Source organism: Lysinibacillus sp. G4S2, assembly GCF_030348505.1.
Taxonomy (GTDB): domain Bacteria; phylum Bacillota; class Bacilli; order Bacillales_A; family Planococcaceae; genus Lysinibacillus.
On the sequence record NZ_JAUCFJ010000002.1, the window covers coordinates 5,311,733 to 5,330,239 of the forward strand.

The following is an 18,507-nucleotide window of genomic DNA, read 5'->3' on the forward strand; positions in this document are numbered from 1 at the left end:
TCACGTCCCCTGCGTTACTGCCATATAACCAAGTCCCTTTTTTGTTAAAATAACATCCTGTAAACCAATATCCTCAAGCTTTGCACGTAATCTATTTACGTTTACAGATAAGGTATTATCATTAACAAAACGCTCATCGTCCCATAACTTTCTCATTAAATCATCTCTAGAAACAATTTGATTAGACTTCTCCACTAAAATACGTAAAATAAAAAGCTCATTTTTAGTTAAGGAAACAAGCTGTCCTTCAAACATAATTTCACTTCGTGCATAGTCAATAACTGCACCGTTAAAACGTGTGACATCCATCGACTCTTCTACATAATCATATGTACGACGTAAGATGGCCTGTACCTTTGCAAGTAGTACGTCCATATTGAAGGGTTTCTGTATGAAATCATCAGCGCCCATTTGCATTGCCATCACCATATCCATTGGATGGTCCCGTGACGATAGAAAGAGAATTGGCACCTTTGAAATATGCCGAATTTCACGACACCAATGAAAGCCATCATAGGCTGGTAGCTGAATGTCAATCAATACAAGCTGTGGCTTTTCCTCAATAAAATCATCCATCACCTTTTGGAAATCTTTCGGACCAACAACTTGAAGAGTCCATTGTGCAAAACGCGTCTGAATCATTTCAAAAATTGATGGATCATCTTCTATCAGCAATATTTTCATCTCCATTTGCAAATTCTCCTTCCATGAAATGTTTATATGTATTAAATAGTTTCACACCATAACGTGGGATTGATTTCCGTTCCGACTGGGCGCTTTCCTAGGGGCGTCCATTCTCCACTTCAATCAGCATATTTAGCATACGTTCCAACAAATGTCATCCACAACTTATGGTGATGAGCCAAAAATTTTAATCTCTGGCACTCACTTTCATTTCCAGCTGCATCGTATAGAAAAATTTTATTCTTACATTTAGCGCGTTGAGTTATTTCTGCTTTTTTTGGTATTTCACCTATTATGTATACATAAAATAATCTAATTTAAATAAGATTATCCAATGTTCTTTATTTATTTTAACATAAAAAACCAATCTGTAAGCGTCCCTACAGATTGGTTTTGAAAAATTAGCTTGCGCTAAAATTATTTTTGGATAGAAGCAACTACGCCAGCGCCTACAGTACGGCCACCCTCACGGATAGAGAATTTAGTACCTTCTTCAAGAGCGATTGGAGCGATAAGTTCTACTGTCATTTCGATGTTATCACCAGGCATTACCATTTCAACACCTTCTGGTAAGTTACAGATACCTGTTACGTCAGTTGTACGGAAGTAGAACTGAGGACGGTAGTTAGAGAAGAATGGAGTATGACGGCCACCCTCTTCTTTTGATAAAACGTAAACTTCAGCTTTGAAGTTAGTGTGTGGAGTGATTGAGCCTGGTTTAGCTAATACTTGACCACGTTGGATTTCTTCACGAGCTACACCACGAAGTAAAGCACCGATGTTGTCACCAGCTTCAGCATAGTCTAATAATTTACGGAACATTTCTACACCAGTTACAGTTGTAGATTTAGCTTCTTCAGCGATACCGATGATATCAACTACGTCACCAACTTTAACTTGACCACGTTCAACACGGCCAGTTGCAACTGTACCACGACCAGTGATTGAGAATACGTCCTCAACTGGCATCATGAATGGTTTGTCAGTTTGACGTTCTGGAGTTGGGATGTAAGCATCTACAGCGTCCATTAATTCAACGATTTTTTCTTCCCATTCTGCTTCGCCTTCAAGAGCTTTAAGAGCAGAACCTTTGATTACAGGAAGATCGTCACCTGGGAAGTCATATTCAGATAGTAGGTCACGGATTTCCATTTCTACTAATTCTAATAATTCTTCGTCGTCAACCATATCACATTTGTTCATGAATACTACTAAGTATGGAACACCTACTTGACGAGATAAAAGGATGTGTTCACGAGTTTGTGGCATTGGGCCATCAGCAGCAGATACTACTAAGATACCGCCGTCCATTTGTGCAGCACCAGTGATCATGTTTTTAACATAGTCAGCGTGTCCTGGGCAGTCAACGTGTGCATAGTGACGAGTAGCTGTTTCGTATTCTACGTGAGAAGTATTGATTGTGATACCACGCTCTTTTTCTTCTGGAGCGTTATCGATGTCAGCGTAAGATTTAGCTGTACCACCCATTTTTTTAGAAAGAACTGTAGCGATTGCAGCAGTTAATGTAGTTTTACCATGGTCAACGTGTCCGATTGTACCAATGTTAGCATGCGTTTTTGAACGGTCAAATTTTTCTTTAGCCATTAGAGATTGCCTCCTCAAAATTATATGTTTATATTTTTTTTGAATTTATAGAATGATTGCTGATGGCGAACGGGCCCATCCACCATACCACAATCATAGCTTACAAATTAGTTATACTTTATGCAAGATGAAATTTCAATTATTCACCTTTATTTTTTTTGATGATTTCAGCAGCGATTGATTTTGGTACTTCTTCATAATGATCAAATGTCATTGAGAATACACCACGACCTTGTGTTGCTGAACGAAGAGTTGTTGCATAACCAAACATTTCCGATAAAGGAACCATTGCACGAACAACTTGTGAGTTACCGCGAGCTTCCATACCCTCAACGCGTCCGCGACGAGAAGTAATGTTACCCATGATATCACCAAGGTATTCTTCTGGAATTACAACTTCTACTTTCATCATTGGTTCTAAGATAACTGCATCACATTGTTTAGCAGCTTCTTTAAGAGCCATAGATGCAGCAATTTTGAACGCCATCTCATTCGAGTCAACGTCATGGTAAGAACCGAATACTAATTTCGCTTTAATGTCGATTAGTGGGTAACCAGCTACTACACCGCGGTCAAGAGAGTCACGAAGACCAGCTTCTACTGCAGGAATGTATTCACGAGGTACTACACCACCAACGATAGCGTTTTCGAATTCAAAGCCTTTACCTTCTTCATTTGGAGAGAACTCAATCGTTACGTCTCCGTATTGTCCACGACCACCAGATTGGCGAGTGAATTTACCTTGAACTTTTGCAGAGCCACGGAATGTTTCACGGTAAGATACCATTGGAGCACCTACGTTAGCTTCTACTTTAAATTCACGGCGCATACGGTCAACTAAGATATCAAGGTGAAGCTCACCCATACCTGAGATGATTGTTTGTCCAGTTTCTGTGTCAGTGTGAGCACGGAAAGTTGGATCCTCTTCTTGAAGTTTTTGTAAAGCTTGCCCCATTTTATCTTGGTCAGCTTTTGATTTTGGTTCTACAGAAAGAGAAATTACTGGCTCAGGGAACTCCATTGATTCAAGAATAACTAGGTTTTTCTCGTCACATAGAGTATCACCAGTAGTAGTATCTTTAAGACCTACTGCTGCTGCGATGTCCCCAGCGAATACTTTAGAAATCTCTTCACGAGAGTTAGCGTGCATTTGTAGGATACGACCTACACGCTCACGTTTACCTTTAGAAGAGTTTTGTACGTATGAACCTGAATCTAATGTTCCAGAGTACACACGGAAGAAAGTTAATTTACCTACGAATGGGTCAGTCATAACTTTGAATGCAAGAGCTGAGAATGGCTCATCATCAGAAGATTTACGTTCTAACTCTTCGTCACCATCAACTGAAGTACCTTTGATTGCTGGTACATCAACTGGAGATGGTAAGTAATCGATAACTGCATTTAACATTGGGCGTACACCTTTGTGTTTGAATGCTGTACCACAGATTACTGGGTAGAATTCTACTGCGATCGTAGCACGACGGATAGCCGCTTTAAGTTCAGCAACAGTAATTTCTTCGCCTTCTAAATATTTTTCCATGATATCTTCATCAACACTTGCAACAGCGTCGATTAATTTTTCACGGTATTCTTCAGCTTGTTCGCGGTATTCTGCAGGAATTTCACCTTCAGTTACTGCTGTACCTTTTTCGTCGCCGTAGAAAGTAGCTTTCATTTCAACTAAGTCGATGATTGCAGAGAACTCATCTTCAGCTCCGATAGGTAATTGGACAGGGTGAGCGTTTGCTTGTAAACGCTCATGTAGAGTTCCTACAGAATATAAGAAATCTGCTCCTGTTTTATCCATTTTGTTAATGAATACAATACGTGGAACACCGTATGTTGTAGCTTGACGCCATACAGTTTCAGTTTGAGGCTCAACACCAGATTGAGCATCTAGTACTGTTACAGCACCGTCAAGTACGCGTAATGAACGTTCTACTTCTACAGTGAAGTCTACGTGTCCAGGAGTATCGATGATGTTTACACGGTGACCTGCCCATTGGGCTGTTGTTGCAGCAGAAGTGATTGTAATACCACGTTCTTGCTCTTGCTCCATCCAGTCCATTTGAGAAGCGCCTTCATGAGTTTCACCGATTTTGTGAATCTTACCAGTGTAATAAAGGATACGCTCAGTTGTTGTTGTTTTACCAGCATCAATGTGAGCCATGATCCCAATATTACGAGTATTCTCAAGTGAGAATTCGCGTTTCATAGGAAATTTCTCCTTCCATATTGGGGTAAAGATTGTATAAAAGACCTTGTGTTAGCCAGTTAACTAACACATAGGTTAAATTACCAACGGTAGTGAGCGAATGCTTTGTTCGCTTCTGCCATTTTGTGCATATCTTCACGTTTCTTAACTGATGCACCAGTGTTGTTTGAAGCATCTAGGATTTCGTTAGCTAAACGCTCTTCCATAGTTTTTTCACCACGAAGACGAGAATAGTTAACTAGGTAACGAAGACCTAAAGTTGTACGACGTTCTGGACGTACTTCAACTGGTACTTGGTAGTTAGAACCACCAACACGGCGAGCACGTACTTCAAGAACTGGCATTACGTTGTTTAGAGCAGCTTCGAATACTTCAATTGGATTTTCACCAGAACGTTCTTTAACTAATTCGAACGCACCGTATAAAATCTTTTGAGAAGTACCTCTTTTACCATCAACCATCATTTTATTGATTAAACGAGTTACTAGTTTTGAATTATAAATTGGATCTGGTAACACGTCACGTTTGGAAACAGGACCTTTACGAGGCATGTGTTTTCCTCCTTTCGAATAGATATCGATTTATTTTATAAAGTTGCCTTATCGTAGTTGTTACTCAAATTTCAAATCTGCTAGCAAGATTTGAAATTTGTCACACCTACATGAGGCTCATTATTTAGAAACACTATATAGTGTTATATTATTTTTTTTCTTTAGGGCGTTTTGTTCCGTATTTAGAACGTGATTGTAAACGACCGTTTACACCAGCTGTATCAAGAGCTCCACGTACGATATGGTAACGAACACCCGCTAAGTCTTTTACGCGTCCGCCACGGATAAGAACAACACTGTGCTCTTGTAAGTTGTGGCCTTCACCTGGGATATAAGCTGTAACCTCAATTTGGTTAGTTAAACGAACACGAGCGTATTTACGTAACGCTGAGTTTGGTTTACGAGGTGTCATTGTACCTACACGAGTACAAACACCACGTTTTTGTGGAGATTTAACATCAGTTAAAGATTTTTTAAATGAGTTATATCCTTTGTTTAACGCTGGTGATTTTGATTTCGTGCTTTTAGATTGACGAGGCTTACGTACTAATTGGTTAATTGTAGGCATCGGTATTTCCTCCCTTCATTTATTCCTTGTTAATACCACACATCCAGGTGGTTCATTTTTTGGGTAAAAACAAAGTCTTTGTGTTTTATACACAAAAACTACTCTACAGCAATAGCAACAACCGCTGCTCCAACGTGGATTCCACAGGTCTTGCCCAGTTCCTTTTTGGACTCAACAAGAATAACTGGCACACCGATTTCTCTCGCGAAAGTAATGGCCAAATCGGTTACCCAATTGTCTGCGTCAAGTGCCACAAAAAGTTCTTTCACTGAACCATCGCGCATTGCTTTTACTGCTTGCTTTGTACCTATGATTGTTTGACTTGCCCTTACTCTATCATAAGACATTTTCATATCCTCCAAAGTACAGAACAGTTAACTATCAACCTTCAATATATTATCATTACCAATTTCGACTGTCAACTAATATTCTTTAAAAAGCCCGAAGAGATGATGAAAATACATCTCTCCGGCACTTATTTAATGATTATTCAGCAGAAATTAGCTCATCTGTGTCAAGCTCATCTTTTTCGATACGGATTTGACGATAACGTTGCATACCAGTACCTGCAGGAACAAGTTTACCGATAATTACGTTCTCTTTTAATCCTAGAAGCTCGTCACGTTTACCTTTAATGGCTGCATCTGTCAACACGCGTGTTGTTTCTTGGAATGATGCAGCAGATAAGAATGATTCTGTTTCAAGAGAAGCTTTTGTAATACCAAGAATGACAGGACGACAAGTTGCAGGGTTTTTGCCATTTAACACAGCATCTGCATTTGCTTCTGAGAATTGGTGGATATCTAGTAATGAGCCTGGTAATAATTCTGTATCACCAGCTTCAATTACACGTACTTTACGAAGCATTTGGCGAACCATTACCTCGATATGTTTATCTCCAATTTCTACCCCTTGCATACGGTATACTTTTTGTACTTCTTTTAACAGGTACTCTTGAACTGTTGAAACGTCTTTAACTTTTAACAATTGTTTTGGATCGATAGAACCTTCTGTTAATACTTGACCGCGTTCTACAAAGTCGCCTTCTTGTACTTTCAGACGAGCATTGTAAGGTGCTGGGTATTTACGAGTTTCTACGTCACCTTCAATTGTAATTTCTTTTAGACCTTCACGGATTTCAGTGATGTCTGAAACAGTACCTGCGATATCAGAAATAACTGATTGACCTTTAGGATTACGTGCTTCAAAAATCTCTTGGATACGTGGAAGACCTTGTGTAATATCATCCCCGGCAACCCCACCTGTATGGAATGTACGCATTGTTAACTGTGTACCTGGTTCACCGATTGATTGAGCCGCAATAATACCAACTGCTTCTCCAACTTCAACCTCTTCACCTGTTGCTAAGTTCATGCCGTAACATTTTTTACATACGCCATGTTTTGTATTACATGTGAATGCTGAACGGATTGTTACTTCCTCGATACCAAGCTCGATAACTGTACGAGCGATATCTTGGTCGATTAAACCGTCTTTTTCTAAAATTACTTCGCCTGTTTCTGGATGCAAGATTGTTTTCTTAGTATGACGACCGATAATACGTTCATCTAACGCTTCAATTAGCTCTGTGCCTTCCATTAACGCACCGATTGTTAAACCGCGGTCAGTTCCACAGTCATCCTCACGAACGATAACATCTTGTGCAACGTCAACAAGACGACGTGTTAAGTAACCTGAATCGGCAGTTTTTAGGGCTGTATCGGCAAGACCTTTACGAGCACCGTGAGTTGAGATGAAGTACTCTAATACCGTTAAACCTTCACGGAATGAAGATTTAATTGGAAGTTCGATGATACGACCAGCCGGGTTGGCCATCAGACCACGCATACCAGCTAACTGTGTAAAGTTAGATGCGTTACCACGGGCACCTGAGTCAGACATCATAAAGATTGGGTTTGTTTTCTCAAGCGACTTCATCAGCTTAGCTTGAATTTCATCTTTCGCAGCACTCCAGCTTGAGATAACGCGATCATAACGCTCATCTTCCGTGATGAAACCACGACGGAATTGCGCTTGAACTTTATCTACTTTTTCTTGAGCTACCGCTAAAATTTCGCCTTTGTCTGGTAATACGACGATGTCAGATACACCTACAGTGATACCAGCACGTGTTGAATATTTGAATCCTAGGTTCTTCATGCGGTCAAGCATTTTAGATGTTTCAGTGATGTGGAAACGTTTAAATACTTCAGCAATGATATTACCTAAGAATTTTTTACGGAATGGGTTTACAACTGGTACTGATGCAAAATGTTTGCGAAGTACAGCTGTACGTTGTGCTTCAACTTTACCTTTTTCATCAAGCCCATTATAAGTAGCATCTGCCTCAAGCTCTTTTAACGTTTCTTCATCAATTGTTAAGTTAACAAAGTATTTGTCTGGTGTTTCTTGCTCTAAGTTGAAATCAGTTGGCTCGTTAATGAATGGGAATGATTTTGGTAAAATTTCATTAAAGATTACTTTACCAACAGTCGTTAATAGGAACATATTATTTTGTTCTTCAGTGAATGTTGGGTTGTTTAACGAGCTTGCTTTAATCGCAATACGAGTATGCAAATGAACATGACCTGTGTCATATGCAATTAATACTTCGTTTGGTCCATAGAAAATTGTTCCTTCGCCGCGAGCTGCTTCACGCTCAAGTGTTAAGTAGTAGTTTCCTAATACCATATCTTGAGATGGTGTTACAACTGGTTTACCGTCTTTCGGGTTCAGGATATTTTGTGCTGCAAGCATTAGAAGACGAGCTTCTGCTTGTGCTTCTGCTGATAATGGTACGTGAACCGCCATTTGGTCACCATCGAAGTCAGCGTTATAAGCTGTACATACTAATGGGTGAAGACGAATAGCACGACCTTCAACTAATGTTGGTTCAAAGGCCTGAATACCAAGACGGTGAAGCGTTGGTGCACGGTTAAGTAATACTGGATGCTCACGAATTACATCTTCTAAAACGTCCCATACGTCGTTGTTTAAACGTTCGATTTTACGTTTAGCAGATTTAATATTATGCGCAAGACCGCGTTCTACTAACTCTTTCATCACGAAAGGCTTGAACAGCTCAATTGCCATTTCTTTCGGTAGACCACATTGGTACATTTTTAAGTTTGGACCTACTACGATAACCGAACGACCTGAGTAGTCAACACGTTTACCAAGTAAGTTTTGACGGAAACGACCTTGTTTACCTTTCAGCATATGTGAAAGTGATTTTAATGGACGGTTACCAGGACCTGTTACAGGACGACCACGACGACCGTTATCAATTAATGCATCAACAGCTTCTTGTAACATACGTTTTTCGTTTTGTACGATGATACTTGGAGCACCAAGGTCTAGTAAACGTTTTAAACGGTTATTACGGTTGATTACACGACGATATAAATCGTTTAAGTCAGAAGTTGCGAAACGGCCACCATCTAATTGCACCATCGGACGAAGCTCTGGTGGAATAACCGGTAGTACATCTAAAATCATCCATTCAGGAGAGTTACCTGAGTTACGGAATGATTCAACAACTTCAAGACGTTTAATGGCACGTGTACGACGTTGACCTTGTGCTGATTTTAACTCTTCTTTTAAAGATTGAGTTTCATCTTCAAGATCAATTTTGCCTAATAATCTTTTAATTGCTTCCGCACCCATAGATGCTTCGAATGTGTTGCCAAATTTTTCGCGATATGCACGGTACTCTTTTTCAGAAAGTAGTTGTTTACTTTCTAAGTTTGTAGCACCTGGCTCGATTACAACATAAGAAGCAAAGTAAATTACTTCTTCTAGTGCACGTGGGGACATATCTAAAATAAGACCCATACGGCTAGGAATACCTTTGAAGTACCAGATATGAGATACTGGTGCTGCTAATTCGATGTGACCCATACGTTCACGACGAACTTTAGCGCGTGTTACTTCAACTCCACAACGATCACAAACTACGCCTTTATAGCGTACACGTTTGTATTTACCACAATGACACTCCCAGTCCTTAGTTGGACCGAAAATACGCTCACAGAATAAACCATCTTTTTCTGGTTTTAAAGTACGATAGTTAATTGTTTCAGGTTTTTTAACTTCACCGTATGACCAAGAACGGATCTTGTCAGGAGAAGCTAAACCAATTTTCATATATTCAAATTCATTAACGTCTATCAAGGAGCCTACCTCCCTCTAGTATAGGTCTTTATAAAGACTCTTTTACGCAGCTCGATAATCGTTTGCAAAGAAATACCTCTTTAACAAAGGATTAAAAATAGAATGATTTATTGAAAAAGCCGGGCAGGGCGTTAAATCCTGCCCGGCTAGTTTGAAAAATAAGTTTGACCTTATTCACAAAAGCTGTGAATTTCGGTTATCCATTATTCAAAAGACTCTACTGGCTCTTCTTCTTTATCTTGCTGTGGTGCAATGTTAAGAGCATCAGCTGGTTGAAGTTCATCTTCCTCGTCTAAGTCGCGAAGCTCTACCTCTTCATCATTGACTGTTAACATCTTCACATCCATACCAAGAGATTGAAGTTCTTTAATCAATACTTTGAATGATTCAGGAACGCCTGGCTCAGGTACACTTTCACCTTTAACAATTGCTTCGTATGTTTTCACACGACCAACAACGTCGTCGGATTTAACTGTTAAGATTTCTTGAAGTGTGTAAGCAGCACCGTATGCTTCAAGTGCCCATACCTCCATCTCACCAAAACGTTGTCCACCGAACTGTGCTTTACCACCAAGTGGTTGTTGTGTAACAAGTGAGTAAGGACCAGTTGAACGTGCGTGAAGTTTATCATCAACCATGTGAGCAAGTTTGATCATGTACATGATCCCTACTGATACGCGGTTATCAAATGGTTCACCTGAACGTCCATCATACAGGATTGTTTTACCATCACGGTTCATACCTGCTTCTTCCATCGTTTCCCAAACGTCTTCCTCGTTGGCACCATCAAATACTGGAGTTGCCATATGAATACCTAAGTAACGAGAAGCCATACCTAAGTGTAGCTCTAAAACTTGTCCGATGTTCATACGAGAAGGTACGCCAAGTGGGTTTAACATGATATCGACAGGAGTTCCGTCTGGCATGAATGGCATATCCTCTTCCGGTAAGATACGAGAGATAACCCCTTTGTTACCATGACGTCCGGCCATTTTGTCCCCAACGCGAATTTTACGCTTTTGAACAATGTAAGCACGAACTAATTGGTTAACACCTGGTGGTAATTCATCGCCATCTTCACGGTTAAATACTTTCACGTCAAGAATAATACCGCCAGCACCGTGTGGTACACGTAATGAAGTATCACGAACTTCACGAGCTTTTTCACCGAAGATAGCATGTAATAGACGTTCTTCAGCAGTTAATTCTGTAACTCCTTTAGGTGTTACTTTACCTACAAGAATGTCACCGTCACGTACTTCTGCACCGATGCGGATGATACCACGTTCGTCTAAGTTACGAAGTGCATCTTCCCCAACGTTTGGAATATCGCGAGTGATTTCTTCAGGTCCTAATTTTGTATCACGAGACTCTGATTCATATTCTTCAATATGAACAGATGTATAAACATCGTCTTTTACAAGGCGTTCGCTCATGATAACAGCATCCTCATAGTTAAAGCCGTTCCAAGTCATGAACGCAACAAGTACGTTACGACCAAGAGCAAGTTCACCATTTTCCATAGATGGACCATCTGCTAAAATGTCACGAGGTTTCACACGTTCGCCAACTTTTACAAGTGGACGTTGGTTGTATGAAGTACCTTGGTTAGAACGAATGAATTTTTGTAATTTATATTTTGTTAAATCGCCTTTAACTTCTTTACCATCAACGACTTCAATTCGGCGAACATGGATAGAGCGAGCTTCTACATGCTCAACAATACCATCATATTTCGCTACTACAGCCGCACCAGAGTCACGCGCATCAACGTGTTCCATACCAGTACCAACGAATGGTGCTTCTGGGTTAAGAAGAGGAACTGCTTGACGTTGCATGTTGGCACCCATAAGTGCACGGTTCGAGTCATCGTTCTCTAAGAACGGGATACATGCAGTCGCAGCCGAAACTACTTGTTTAGGTGAAACGTCCATGTAGTCCATTTGTGCTTTATTGAATACTGTATTATCCCCACGGAAACGACCTACTACCTCTTCTTTAGCAAATGAACCATCAGGATTTAACAGTGAGTTCGCTTGTGCTACATAGTAGTTATCTTCTTCGTCAGCTGTTAAATAATCAATTTGATCCGTTACTCTACCTGTCTCATGGTCAATACGACGATAAGGTGTTTCAATGAATCCAAATTTATTTACTTTGGCAAATGAAGATAATGAGTTGATTAAACCAATGTTTGGACCCTCTGGTGTCTCGATAGGACACATACGACCATAGTGAGAATAGTGAACGTCACGTACTTCGAAACCTGCACGCTCACGTGTTAAACCACCAGGCCCTAATGCAGAAAGACGACGTTTATGTGTTAATTCTGCCAATGGGTTTGTTTGGTCCATGAATTGTGATAACTGAGAGCTACCGAAGAACTCTTTAATTGACGCAATTACTGGACGAATATTAATTAATTGTTGTGGTACGATAGCAGCTGTATCGTTAATAGACATACGCTCACGTACTACACGTTCCATACGAGATAAACCGATACGGAATTGGTTTTGTAACAGCTCACCAACAGAGCGTAGACGACGGTTACCTAAGTGGTCGATATCATCTGTTGCCCCTACTTGGTAAAGTAAGTTGAAGAAATAACTTACTGAAGATAATACGTCAGCAGGTGTAATATTCTTCACTTCTTCATCGATGTATGCATTACTAATAATATTGATTTCTTTTTGCGCTTCATCTTTTGGTGCATAAATTTTAATAGACTGAATTGTTACATCATCCTCAAGCACTCCACCTACTTGTGATAAAGTGCGGTAACCGATTGCTTTTGATGAATCTTCTAGATACGGTAAGATTTTATCTAAAGTACGACGGTCAAGAACTGTACCTTTCTCTACTAAAATTTCGCCTGTTTCTGGGTCTACAAGCGTTTCAGCAATCGTTTGGTTAAATAAACGATTTTTGATATGAAGCTTTTTATTCATTTTGTAGCGACCAACATTCGCTAAATCATAGCGTTTTGCATCAAAGAAACGAGAATATAATAAGCTCTTCGCACTTTCAACCGTTGGTGGCTCACCTGGACGTAAACGTTCATAGATTTCTAAAAGTGCTTTTTCTGTACTTTCAGAGTTATCCTTTTCTAACGTGTTACGTAAATACTCGTTGTCACCGATAATATCGATAATTTCTTGGTCTGAACCGAAACCTAATGCACGAAGTAGCACTGTTGCTGGAAGCTTACGCGTACGATCAATACGTACATATACTACGTCTTTCGCGTCAGTTTCATATTCTAACCATGCACCGCGGTTCGGAATAACTGTAGCTCCAAAACCTTTTTTACCGTTTTTATCAGTTTTATCATGGAAATACACACTCGGTGAACGAACTAATTGTGAAACGATAACACGTTCAGCACCATTGATAATGAACGTACCTGTCTCTGTCATTAATGGGAAGTCACCCATGAAGACATCTTGTTCTTTCACTTCGTCTGTTTCTTTGTTGTAAAGACGTACTTTCACACGTAAAGGAGCTGCGTAAGTAACATCTCGCTCTTTACACTCATCGACATCATACTTAGGATCACCTAATGAATAATCGATAAATTCTAATGAAAGATTGCCTGTAAAGTCCTCGATCGGCGAAATGTCACGGAACATTTCACGTAAACCTTCTTCAAGGAACCACTCGTAAGACGCCGTTTGAATCTCAATCAGATTTGGAAGCTCAAGCACCTCTTTAATACGCGCAAAGCTTCTACGCTGGCGGTGTTGTCCATACTGAACTAGTTGACCTGTCAACTCATTCACCCCTCAATAAAGCGATATTAGGTCTTTGCAAAATCATACAAATAGTGTATGATTTCGAAAGACAAAAAGAAAACGAGTCTTCAAAAAGATCTCATTTTCGGTTAACTAAACTTATCTTGGCAAGTATACCCACATTAAAACAATCATATACAAAAGGGCACACGACCTCAAAATAATATTTTTGCATTGTATCATGTTATCATAGCCGATTTGTCAAGTCAATATTTTATACATATTTCACTTATTTTTTTGCACGTACTATCCAGTACCCTTTTTTCTTCTCTACAACATCGACTTCTGAAAATTTTTCCTCTAAGTAACTTACCGTTGATGGTGCACCTTGCTTCTTCTGTATCACTATCCACAGCTCACCAGATGTCGCTAACTTGTCGTAAGCACCATCGTAAAAACGGAAAACTGTATCCTTTCCCGCACGAATTGGAGGATTGGTTAATATAGCTGCAGCTTTTACATTTTCGTCGACCATCGATAGTCCGTCACTCACAAATATTCGTACATTTTGAACTCCGTTTCCTTGCGCATTTTTTTGCGAAAGCGTAACTGCACGTTCATTAATATCCATCATCAAAACGGTACGATCCGGGTTTGCTTTGGCAACAGATAATCCTATCGGTCCGTAGCCACAACCCACATCCAAAATTGCACCATCAATATCAGGCATTTGAAAAGCATCTATCAAAACACGGGATCCAAAATCTACTTCGCTTTTACTAAATACACCCGCGTCCGTTTCAAAAGAAAACGTATGACCTAATAATTTGAAGGTCCAATGACGAGGTTTACTCTCAGTTTGAGGCTTACTTGTATAATAATGATCAGACATTTTCACGCCTCCTCAGAATGAAGAAAAAAGCCCGCCACAATGACGAGCTTTCCTCTTGTTTAAAAGTAACGCGAGATTACTTAACTTCTACAGATGCGCCAACTTCTTCAAGTTTAGCTTTGATTTGTTCAGCTTCATCTTTAGAAATGCCTTCTTTAAGAGCTTTAGGAGCGTTATCTACTACTTCTTTAGCTTCTTTAAGACCTAAACCAGTGATTTCACGAACCACTTTGATTACTTTAATTTTTTCTGCACCAGCAGATGCTAATACTACGTCAAACTCAGTTTTTTCTTCAGCAGCGCCAGCAGCAGCACCACCTACTACTGCTACAGGAGCAGCAGCTGTTACACCGAATTCTTCTTCGATAGCTTTTACTAAATCGTTTAATTCAAGAACTGTCATAGCTTTGATAGCTTCTAAGATTTGCTCTTTATTCATTATAATTTCCTCCTAATTGGATAATGTTTTATTGTTGCGGTCAGGCCGCAGAAGTTATAGTGCGTATAAAATTACGCGCCTTGTTCTTCTTTTTGTTCTGCAACAGCTTTTGTTGCAAGTGCGAAGTTGCGCACTGGAGCTTGAAGTACAGATAAAAGCATAGAAAGAAGACCTTCGCGTGATGGAAGTTCTGCAAGTGCTTTAACATCTTCAACAGAAGAGATTGTACCTTCAATAATACCTGCTTTAATTTCTAAAGCTTCATTTTTCTTAGCGAACTCGTTGATGATTTTAGCAGGAGCTACAACATCTTCATTTGAGAACGCAATTGCGTTAGGACCAACTAATACGTCATTGATTCCTTCAAGGCCAACAGCTTCAGTAGCACGACGAGTTAAAGTGTTTTTGTAAACTTTGAACTCAACGCCAGCTTCACGAAGTTGTTTACGAAGCTCAGTCACTTGTGCAACGTTAAGACCACGGTAATCCACAACTACTACAGAAGCAGCGTTTTGGAATTTTTCAGTAATCTCTTGAACTTGTACTTGTTTGTTTTCGATTGCTTTGCTCATGATGACACCTCCTATTAGAATGGGTCATTTATACCGACAAAAGTAAAGCCTCTGGGTCAATTAGACGCAGAGGCTGAAAGTCATCATCTTTAAATAAGAATCCGAATTCCGATGTCCTCGGTAGGATCATTAAGTGACAAGTCACTCCTACTGTCTACGGTACAAATGGATGATTCACAACAGCAACTATAATATCATGGATATATAGCACCGTCAATAGATTTGTGTAAAATCTTTTATTATTTTACTACTACGTTTGAAGCGTCGATTTTAATAGCTGGACCCATTGTAGTTGTAACGTTTACAGATTTCATGTAAGTACCTTTAGCTGCAGCAGGTTTTGCTTTTTGCACTACGTCAAATACAGTTAAGAAGTTTTCTACTAATTTTTCTGCAGAGAAAGAAACTTTACCGATAGGAGCGTGGATGATACCAGCTTTATCAGCACGGTATTCTACTTTACCAGCTTTAATTTCTTCGATAGCTTTTGTTACGTCGAAAGTAACTGTACCAGTTTTAGGGTTTGGCATTAAACCTTTAGGTCCTAATACACGACCAAGTTTACCAACTTCACCCATCATGTCAGGAGTTGCAACGATTACATCGAAATCGAACCAACCTTGTTGGATTTTTTGGATGTATTCTGCATCGCCTACATAGTCAGCACCAGCTGCTTCAGCTTCTTTAAGTTTTTCACCTTTAGCGAATACTAATACGCGTTGAGTTTTACCAGTACCGTTTGGTAACACTACTGCACCACGGATTTGTTGGTCATTTTTACGAGTATCGATTCCTAGACGGAAAGCAACTTCTACAGTAGCGTCGAAGTTCACTGAGCTAGTTTTTTGAGCAAGTTCGATTGCTTCTTGTGCGCCGTATACTGCGTTACGGTCGATTAATTTTGCTGCATCTTGCAGTTTTTTACCTTTTTTAGCCATTATATAATTCCTCCTTGATTGTGGTTATAGCGGATTTTACCTCCCACGAATAAAGGTTGCGCGTTCACAAAGAAACTCCGCAACCTTCCAAAAAACAAATACATCATCAAGTAATGGGATTAGTCTTCGATAACAATACCCATGCTTCGTGCAGTACCTTCAACCATTAACATTGCAGCTTCAACTGAAGCAGCGTTAAGGTCTGGCATTTTAGTTTCAGCGATTTCGCGAACTTTATCACGTTTAACCGTTGCCACTTTTTTACGGTTTGGTTCACCAGATCCAGATTGGATACCAGCTGCTACTTTAAGTAGAACTGCTGCAGGTGGAGTTTTTGTAATGAAAGTGAAAGAACGGTCTTCGAATACTGAAATTTCAACTGGGATAATAAGACCAGCTTGATCTGCAGTACGCGCATTGAATTCTTTACAGAATCCCATGATGTTCACACCCGCTTGACCTAATGCAGGACCAACCGGTGGAGCTGGATTTGCTTTACCAGCAGGGATTTGAAGTTTTACAACTTTAATAACTTTTTTAGCCACGAGACACACCTCCTTAAGTCCGTGATGTGGTAATTGGGTTGCCCCTCCCACTCAATATCTGTCTGTCAGCTAAGTGCCGATAACATTAAAATTATCATTACAGACGTCAAACTAAAGTCTGACAGTCTGACCTTGAAATGATACCACTTTTATTTTTTTTAAGCAAGTAGTAATTAACAAAATCTGCGACATACGCATCAGACGTATGACACTTTAGTTACTAGAACTACATTTTTTGTATTTGTTCAAAATCTAGTTCCATAATTGTTTCGCGACCAAACATATCAACAGAAACTTTCACTTTTCCTTTTTCAGTGTCAATTTCTTCAACACGTCCTTGGAAGTGAGCAAAAGGCCCTTCTAATACTTCTACCGCTTCCCCAACAGAAATATCAACTTCGACAACTTTGTCAGTCATTCCCATTTGTTGTAGTAGACGATCCGCTTCTTCAGGTAATAAAGGTGTAGGCTTTGCCCCGCCACCAGATGAACCTATAAAGCCAGTTACACCTGGTGTATTACGTACAACGTACCACGAATCATCTGTCATAATTAGCTCTACTAAAACATAGCCAGGGAAAACTTTACGCATCATTGTACGCTTTTTCCCATCCTTCATTTCTGTTTCTTCGTGTTCAGGCACAATAACACGGAAAATCTTATCCTGCATACCCATTGTTTCTACACGTTTCTCTAGGTTTGCTTTTACGCGGTTCTCATACCCTGAATACGTATGAACAACATACCAATTTTTCTCCATAACTACTAGGACTCCTCGTCCGTCCCTCCCTTACAAATAAAAGTGAAAAAATGAATCACGATATGCTAAGCGTATCCTTTACTCTTTTCACAAACTACCCATTAGAAAAACATAGCTTCCGCTAATAGCCTAGCGAAAGCCTGATGATATATACCCAAACTAGCATAGTCATCTATTGCTACCCTCATACTATCCCTAGTAGCATACTTACCATATTAAGAATATTTTATTGCAGTTCACTTCTTCAATTTCACCTTGGCGTAATTGTAGCTGTCGCTTCGCTTTCGCACAGAAAACATTTGTTGCTTTCGCTACAGAAAAGATCTGCAGTTGATGCTTCGCTTTCGCTACAAAAACATCCGCTGAATGAAGATAAAACAAACGAAAAAACCCGTTTATTGTAATGACGGGCTATTTCAGAAGTATTAACATGCTATTTACTAAATTATAACTCTAAGTACCAGCGAAGTAATGATGAAATGCCTAAATCAATTAACACAAAAAATAAAGCCATAATTACAACAGTTGAAATTACAACGACTGTATATTTCGTCAGTTCTTTACTTTTTGGCCAGCTTGTTTTGCGCATTTCCGCCATTACATTGCTGAAAAAGCCTTTAATCTTGCCCATTCTAGCCTGACCTCCGAATCAATCATATCTGTCTATTTACAAATTATTTTATAGCGTTTGTTTATGCATTGTATGTTCATTGCAATGTGAGCAAAATTTCTTTAATTCGAGGCGTACAGTTGAACCTTCCTTAGCAGGAAACGTGTAATTTCTCGATCCACATTTTTCACAATTTAAAACGACTTTTTTTGCCATATAAT

At 39.6% G+C, this 18,507-nt stretch carries 17 protein-coding genes and 1 other annotated feature; all 17 genes read right to left on the reverse strand.

Annotated elements, in window-relative coordinates; translation table 11 throughout:
* The 17 genes from QUF91_RS27135 to rpmG all read right to left on the reverse strand — a co-directional run bounded on the left by QUF91_RS27135 (position 1) and on the right by rpmG (position 18,502).
* Positions 1-684, reverse strand: coding sequence for a response regulator transcription factor (locus tag QUF91_RS27135; protein ID WP_285396452.1), 684 nt, complete (start codon positions 682-684; stop codon positions 1-3).
* Positions 685-1,101: 417 nt separating this feature from the next.
* On the reverse strand, positions 1,102-2,289 hold the full coding sequence (tuf, locus tag QUF91_RS27140) for an elongation factor Tu (protein WP_285396421.1): 1,188 nt from the start codon (positions 2,287-2,289) through the stop codon (positions 1,102-1,104).
* Between the two features lie 139 nt (positions 2,290-2,428).
* Complete coding sequence (fusA, locus tag QUF91_RS27145) at positions 2,429-4,507, reverse strand: elongation factor G (RefSeq protein WP_285396422.1); 2,079 nt, start codon at positions 4,505-4,507, stop codon at positions 2,429-2,431.
* A gap of 80 nt (positions 4,508-4,587) precedes the next feature.
* Positions 4,588-5,058: a 30S ribosomal protein S7 gene (gene rpsG / locus QUF91_RS27150; protein ID WP_024364378.1), complete on the reverse strand. Its 471-nt coding sequence runs from the start codon at positions 5,056-5,058 to the stop codon at positions 4,588-4,590.
* 148 nt (positions 5,059-5,206) lie between these two features.
* Positions 5,207-5,626 (reverse strand): 30S ribosomal protein S12, encoded by a 420-nt coding sequence (rpsL, locus tag QUF91_RS27155; RefSeq protein ID WP_008181595.1) that lies wholly within the window; start codon positions 5,624-5,626, stop codon positions 5,207-5,209.
* 98 nt (positions 5,627-5,724) lie between these two features.
* A complete protein-coding gene (locus QUF91_RS27160; RefSeq protein ID WP_285396424.1) occupies positions 5,725-5,973 on the reverse strand; it encodes a ribosomal L7Ae/L30e/S12e/Gadd45 family protein in 249 nt (82 codons plus the stop codon).
* Between the two features lie 139 nt (positions 5,974-6,112).
* Complete coding sequence (gene rpoC / locus QUF91_RS27165) at positions 6,113-9,799, reverse strand: DNA-directed RNA polymerase subunit beta' (RefSeq protein WP_285396425.1); 3,687 nt, start codon at positions 9,797-9,799, stop codon at positions 6,113-6,115.
* A gap of 203 nt (positions 9,800-10,002) precedes the next feature.
* On the reverse strand, positions 10,003-13,578 hold the full coding sequence (gene rpoB / locus QUF91_RS27170; RefSeq protein WP_285396426.1) for a DNA-directed RNA polymerase subunit beta: 3,576 nt from the start codon (positions 13,576-13,578) through the stop codon (positions 10,003-10,005).
* 241 nt (positions 13,579-13,819) lie between these two features.
* On the reverse strand, positions 13,820-14,422 hold the full coding sequence (locus QUF91_RS27175; RefSeq protein ID WP_289419942.1) for a class I SAM-dependent methyltransferase: 603 nt from the start codon (positions 14,420-14,422) through the stop codon (positions 13,820-13,822).
* Between the two features lie 76 nt (positions 14,423-14,498).
* Entirely contained in the window at positions 14,499-14,861 is a 363-nt protein-coding gene (rplL, locus tag QUF91_RS27180) for a 50S ribosomal protein L7/L12 (protein WP_285396428.1), read from the reverse strand.
* A gap of 71 nt (positions 14,862-14,932) precedes the next feature.
* A complete protein-coding gene (gene rplJ, locus QUF91_RS27185; RefSeq protein WP_068986555.1) occupies positions 14,933-15,433 on the reverse strand; it encodes a 50S ribosomal protein L10 in 501 nt (166 codons plus the stop codon).
* Positions 15,434-15,465: 32 nt separating this feature from the next.
* Positions 15,466-15,611 (reverse strand) — a sequence feature (ribosomal protein L10 leader region).
* A gap of 61 nt (positions 15,612-15,672) precedes the next feature.
* Positions 15,673-16,371, reverse strand: coding sequence for a 50S ribosomal protein L1 (rplA, locus tag QUF91_RS27190; RefSeq protein WP_285396429.1), 699 nt, complete (start codon positions 16,369-16,371; stop codon positions 15,673-15,675).
* A 119-nt stretch (positions 16,372-16,490) separates the two neighbouring features.
* Entirely contained in the window at positions 16,491-16,916 is a 426-nt protein-coding gene (rplK, locus tag QUF91_RS27195; protein ID WP_004233593.1) for a 50S ribosomal protein L11, read from the reverse strand.
* 226 nt (positions 16,917-17,142) lie between these two features.
* Entirely contained in the window at positions 17,143-17,676 is a 534-nt protein-coding gene (nusG, locus tag QUF91_RS27200; RefSeq protein WP_285396430.1) for a transcription termination/antitermination protein NusG, read from the reverse strand.
* Positions 17,677-17,883: 207 nt separating this feature from the next.
* Entirely contained in the window at positions 17,884-18,057 is a 174-nt protein-coding gene (locus QUF91_RS27205; protein ID WP_289419943.1) for a hypothetical protein, read from the reverse strand.
* A 64-nt stretch (positions 18,058-18,121) separates the two neighbouring features.
* Positions 18,122-18,307: a preprotein translocase subunit SecE gene (secE, locus tag QUF91_RS27210; RefSeq protein WP_289419944.1), complete on the reverse strand. Its 186-nt coding sequence runs from the start codon at positions 18,305-18,307 to the stop codon at positions 18,122-18,124.
* A gap of 48 nt (positions 18,308-18,355) precedes the next feature.
* Positions 18,356-18,502 carry a 50S ribosomal protein L33 gene (rpmG, locus tag QUF91_RS27215; RefSeq protein WP_004233588.1) on the reverse strand — a complete coding sequence of 49 codons (147 nt, stop codon included), beginning with the start codon at positions 18,500-18,502 and terminating at the stop codon, positions 18,356-18,358.
* Positions 18,503-18,507 lie beyond the last annotated feature (5 nt).